Origin of the sequence: Georgenia daeguensis (assembly GCF_039537705.1) — a bacterium.
In the GTDB taxonomy this organism is placed as follows: domain Bacteria; phylum Actinomycetota; class Actinomycetes; order Actinomycetales; family Actinomycetaceae; genus Georgenia; species Georgenia daeguensis.
Genome location: NZ_BAABBA010000055.1, coordinates 1 through 4,441, shown reverse-complemented (window position 1 = coordinate 4,441; position 4,441 = coordinate 1). Strand labels below are relative to the sequence as shown.

The window sequence follows — 4,441 nt, the reverse complement described above, 5'->3', positions numbered from 1 at the left end:
GGTAGCGTCGGGCACGTCGAGGTCTTCCAGATGGGCAGCGTCAGAACTCCCATCATCGGAAGACCTCGACCCCTATCCGGCGACCGACGCGCCCACCACCGCTACACCGTCAACTGCGAAGAGCCGCATTTGCCCGGACATCCGGGAGGGTGTCAAGGAGGGGATAGAAGTGCGGCCTCGCTGAGGACTCTGGCCATGCAGACAGTGACGGCTGCCCGAGCGTTGGGTTGATGGGGCGCCAGTGCTCGGTGACGGCCTCGCGCCGCTGGATGCCACCGATCAACTCTCGTTTCGGGCCCCGCGCGCTGCTGGGCGGGCTTTTCACTACGGCACCGACTCCGGGGCCGACTGCGGCCAGGTCATCGCCCTGGTTGGCGACGCCGGGGACTTCACCGGCTGCCACCTGACTACGCCGTCCACATCGACGGCTACGTCTGACGCTCCCGCGCCAAGGCTCCCACCGCAGTTCACACGGTGGAAGGCCAGCACGGGATCCGGTGGCAGCGGGCCGGCATCGACGCAGCCCGCGGATGCCCGGGAGAGGTGGGCGGCTTAGTGTGACGCGGACAGGCGCGGCTACAGCCGGTGACGATCTATGGAGGCATTCTTTGGACCCGGATTTCCCGCTCTGGCTGCGGGCTACACACCTGCTCAACTTCGTCCTAATGGGGATTGTGCTGCGCAGCGGATGGGAGATTCTCGCCTCGCTGCCCCGCTTGTGGTGGCGCAATGACTGCAAGCCGGGCACTGAGTGGATCAAGTTCACTCGCCGGGAGCTGCCGAAGGAGGAGGGGGTTTACACCTCGCTCATGGACGAGCGCAGCGCCAGCCCGCTGCTGACCTTGCCCGGGAAGAAGAACATCGGCTTGGGGCGGCACTGGCACGGATTGGGGGTGACGCTGTGGTTGATCAACGGCCTCCTCTACGTGGCGCTGCTGTTCGGCACCGGTCTGTGGCGGCGGATCGTGCCGACCTCGTGGGATGTGTTCCCGGAGGCGTGGGAGTCCATGCGGATCTACCTCGGCTTCGGCGTGCCGTCGATCGAGCACTTCCAGCCCTACGACGCGCTGCAGATGCTCACCTACACCGGCGTCGTCTTCATCTTGGCGCCGTTGCTGATCTTGACCGGAATCGCCATGTCGCCGGCCGTCCGCTCCCGCTTCCCCTGGTACGTGAAGATGTGGGGCGGCCACCAGGGAGCGCGATCACTGCACTTCATCGGCATGGCGCTGATGAGCATTTTCATCGTGATGCACATCGGTCTGGTGTTCTTGGTCCACGCCGAGTACAACCTCCCGCACATGGTCTTTGGCGTGACCGACACCGCCCGCTACGCGCAGGCGTTCACGATTGCCATTGCCACGATCGTCGTCGTGATCGGCCTGTGGATCGGGCTCAGCTATCTCACGCTGGCCGACCGCGCACGCTCCCAGCGGGTTCTCGTCGCACTCACCGAGCCGATCCGCAAACTCACGCTGAACTGGATGAAGCCCCGCATGGGACGCCAGAGCACCTACACCGAGAAGGACCTCTCCGAGTACCACTGGACCAACGGGCTCCCGCCGACCGCGGACGAGTCCACGGAGTGGCTCGCGTACCGGGACGGCGACTTCCGGGACTGGCGCCTCGAGCTCGGTGGCGAACTGAGCGGTAAGACACTGCAGCTGAGCCTGGGGGACTTGCGTCAGCTCCCGAAGACGGAATACATCGCGGTCCACACCTGCATGCAGGGCTGGTCGGCCACCTCCAAATGGGCCGGCGTCCGGCTCCGTGACCTCCTCGAGGTCCTCGGACCGCGTCCGGAAGGTGCCAACTACGTGATGATCACCTCCCACGGCCTGGCCCAGGAGATGTGGGACCACCGGCCGCGGGAACCGTTCTACGCGGTGCTGGACCTCGACACGGTAGCCGAGGACGACACGATCCTGGCGTACGAGCGCAACGACCACCCGCTGGAGGTGCATCTGGGCGCGCCGCTGCGGCTGCGGGTGGAGTCGAACCATGGGTACAAGATGGTCAAGTGGATCAAGTCCATCGAGTGGATCACCGACTACGCCGCGTACGGTGACGGTCGTGGCGGCACCCGTGAGGACGGCGCGATGCAGGCGTTCAACGGCCGGATCTGACCAAGGGGGCAGGGCATGATCAGCACTATCTACACCGTCGTCGGCATGACCACAGCCGAGGATGCGCGGACCATCAAGGACAGCCTCTATCTCGTGGCAGGTATCGGTGCCGTCGCCACCGAGATCATTCCCGACGGCGACTCGCGCATCATCCTCAAGCACAAGGACAACGTCGAGCTGGACCGCTCGACTATCGAGGCAGCCGTGCAGGAGGCCGGCGACTACACGCTCGCCTGACCATTACGGCTACCAATAATGAGACGAAGCAAGTGCTCATTCGTCTCGGCGTATCTAGCATCACTTGCAGGAGGGAATCGTGAGCAGCGAACCAGGCTCCGCGGCATCGCAGGCTGCATCCTCGCCGGTCAACTTCGTTACCGGCGCACCTGGCCGACGGCGAGTCCCGCTGCGGACTACCTGCGCCCAGCCCCATCACTGTCCATTGCCGGTACGCATGAAGGTTCTCGGCCAGGTGCCGCTCTTCGCCGGTCTGTCCCACGAGGATCTTGTCGGTATCGACCACCGCATGGTCTCGCTGTCCTGGGCTGAGGACGACCCGCTCTACACAGCCGGCGACGTGGCCGAACATCTCTACGTCATGGCAGCTGGGCGCGCCAAGGTCTCCCGCCCGACCCCGAACGGCCAGGACGTCGTCGTCGATCTCCTGGCCCCTGGCGACCTCTTCGGAGGCATGCACACCCTGGGCCAGCCCACCTACCCCGAAACCGTTCGCGCCCTGACCACCACCTGCGCGTTACGCATCGACACACGCGCTTTCCGCGATGTCATGACGCAACACCCCGAGGTCGCCCTACGGGTGGTGGACGACGTCACCGCGCTGCTAGCGCAAGCGCGTGCGGACGTCACCGCGCAATCCACCGCCACCGTCGCCCAGCGGGTAGCGACCACGCTGCTGCGCCTGGCAGAGAAGTTCGGGCAGGACAGTGCCTCTGGTGGCACCTTGATCCAGCTACCGCTGTCTCGCACTGACCTGGCCGGCATGACCGGCTCGACACCGGAGTCCGTCTCCCGGGTAATGAGCCAGCTCCGCAAGGACGGCATCATCGACTCCGGACGCAGATGGACCGCCATCCTGGACGGCGACCGTCTGCTCGCCACCGTGGCCGCCAGTGCCTGAGGGGCGAGGACTCTCTCACGTCTGCTGCGGTTGATTGATGCACGTCATGGTTCGGTTCCTGGCCCGCTCGTAACGTCGTAGTCAGCACCCAAGAAGGGTGAGACCTCGTCAGAGAAGGAAGGGACACACCATGAGCACCACCGCTCCCACCACCACCCACACGACCCTGCGCGCCGAAGGCTTCTCCTGCCCCTCCTGCGTGGCGAAGATCGAGAAGCGGGTCGGGCGCCTGGACGGCGTCAGCGCCGTGAAGGTCCAGTTCGCCTCTGCGCGCATCGAGGTCGACCACGACCCGGCCAAGGCCAGCGTCGAGGACCTGATCGCCGCTGTGGGCAAGGCCGGGTACGTCGCCAAGCCTGCCGCGTTCTGACGCCCGCCGCGCCAAGGAGAAGGACAGTGAGCGTCATGGCACAGGCGGCGCACCTGCAGCTGCGCCTGGGTGAGCTGTTCTGCCCCTCGTGCGCCACCGACATCAACCGGCACCTGAAGCGGTCTTCCGGGTGTGCAGGCCGTGCACATCGATCTGCACTCGCACCGGGTTGACGTCGACTACGACCCCCGACGCTTGGACGTCGAGGACATCCTGGTGACCGTCGGCGGTGCCGGCGTTACCGCAAGCGTTATCTCGGAGGACAGGTAGGACCGCCTCCACTAGGGCGACCGAGGACGTCGAGGCGGTGCCCAGACCAAGCGCGAGCGCACTGCCCGGGCGTCATCCCGCCACCCATCAGGGCCGGACCGGGCCGCCGGGCCCGTCAATGATCAGGGGAAGCCCGCCCGCTGCATTCTCACGTGTGAACCGCTGGTAGACCCACGTCCCAAGAACTCAGGAGAGATTGCTATGAGCGTCAAGCTTCACCATGTCCCGCCGCGCCTGGCGAGCGGGGCCTTCATATTGAACACCGGAATCACTAAGCGGTCATTGGACGTCGACGGGGCAACGGGGTTGCGGGACCAGGCCGCCAACGCGTTCCCGTTCTTGAAGAAGATGGACCCGGTCCGCTTCGGGAAGGCGTTGTCGACCTTCGAGATCGCTCTAGGCACGGCGCTGCTAGGGCGTGTCTCCCAATAGTCGAGCCCTTGGGCTGAAACGCTGCGGGGGTGTCGCGTACTGCCGTGCTGACGGATGCCCAGTGGGAGTTGATCGAGCCGTTGATGCCGTCCCTGGATGGCCGCC

5 protein-coding genes and 1 pseudogene are annotated in these 4,441 nt (G+C 65.7%); 5 read left to right on the top strand and 1 reads right to left on the bottom strand.

Annotated features, from left to right (window positions below; translation table 11 throughout):
* Window positions 1-665 precede the first annotated feature (665 nt).
* The 5 genes and pseudogenes from ABD774_RS21205 to ABD774_RS21800 all read left to right on the top strand — a co-directional run.
* Window positions 666-2,126, top strand: a complete 1,461-nt coding sequence (locus ABD774_RS21205; RefSeq protein ID WP_425554626.1) for a molybdopterin-dependent oxidoreductase — start codon at window positions 666-668, stop codon at window positions 2,124-2,126.
* Between the two features lie 15 nt (window positions 2,127-2,141).
* Entirely contained in the window at window positions 2,142-2,363 is a 222-nt protein-coding gene (locus ABD774_RS21200; protein WP_345045675.1) for a hypothetical protein, read from the top strand.
* A 217-nt stretch (window positions 2,364-2,580) separates the two neighbouring features.
* Window positions 2,581-3,264, top strand: a complete 684-nt coding sequence (locus ABD774_RS21195; protein WP_154796902.1) for a helix-turn-helix domain-containing protein — start codon at window positions 2,581-2,583, stop codon at window positions 3,262-3,264.
* 130 nt (window positions 3,265-3,394) lie between these two features.
* Window positions 3,395-3,634: a heavy-metal-associated domain-containing protein gene (locus ABD774_RS21190; protein ID WP_154795784.1), complete on the top strand. Its 240-nt coding sequence runs from the start codon at window positions 3,395-3,397 to the stop codon at window positions 3,632-3,634.
* 129 nt (window positions 3,635-3,763) lie between these two features.
* Window positions 3,764-3,904: pseudogene (locus ABD774_RS21800) on the top strand (hypothetical protein); the annotation flags it as partial.
* 215 nt (window positions 3,905-4,119) lie between these two features.
* Here the strand turns inward: ABD774_RS21800 and ABD774_RS21185 are convergent.
* The coding region (locus tag ABD774_RS21185; RefSeq protein WP_345045669.1) for a hypothetical protein at window positions 4,120-4,441 on the bottom strand (322 nt) is incomplete at its 5' end.

Coding starts and splice junctions, on each gene's coding strand:
- ABD774_RS21190 (WP_154795784.1), top strand. CDS start 3,395: ATGAGCACCACCGCTCCCACCACCACCCACACGACCCTGCGCGCCGAA.
- ABD774_RS21195 (WP_154796902.1), top strand. CDS start 2,581: ATGAAGGTTCTCGGCCAGGTGCCGCTCTTCGCCGGTCTGTCCCACGAG.
- ABD774_RS21205 (WP_425554626.1), top strand. CDS start 666: ATGGGGATTGTGCTGCGCAGCGGATGGGAGATTCTCGCCTCGCTGCCC.
- ABD774_RS21200 (WP_345045675.1), top strand. CDS start 2,142: ATGATCAGCACTATCTACACCGTCGTCGGCATGACCACAGCCGAGGAT.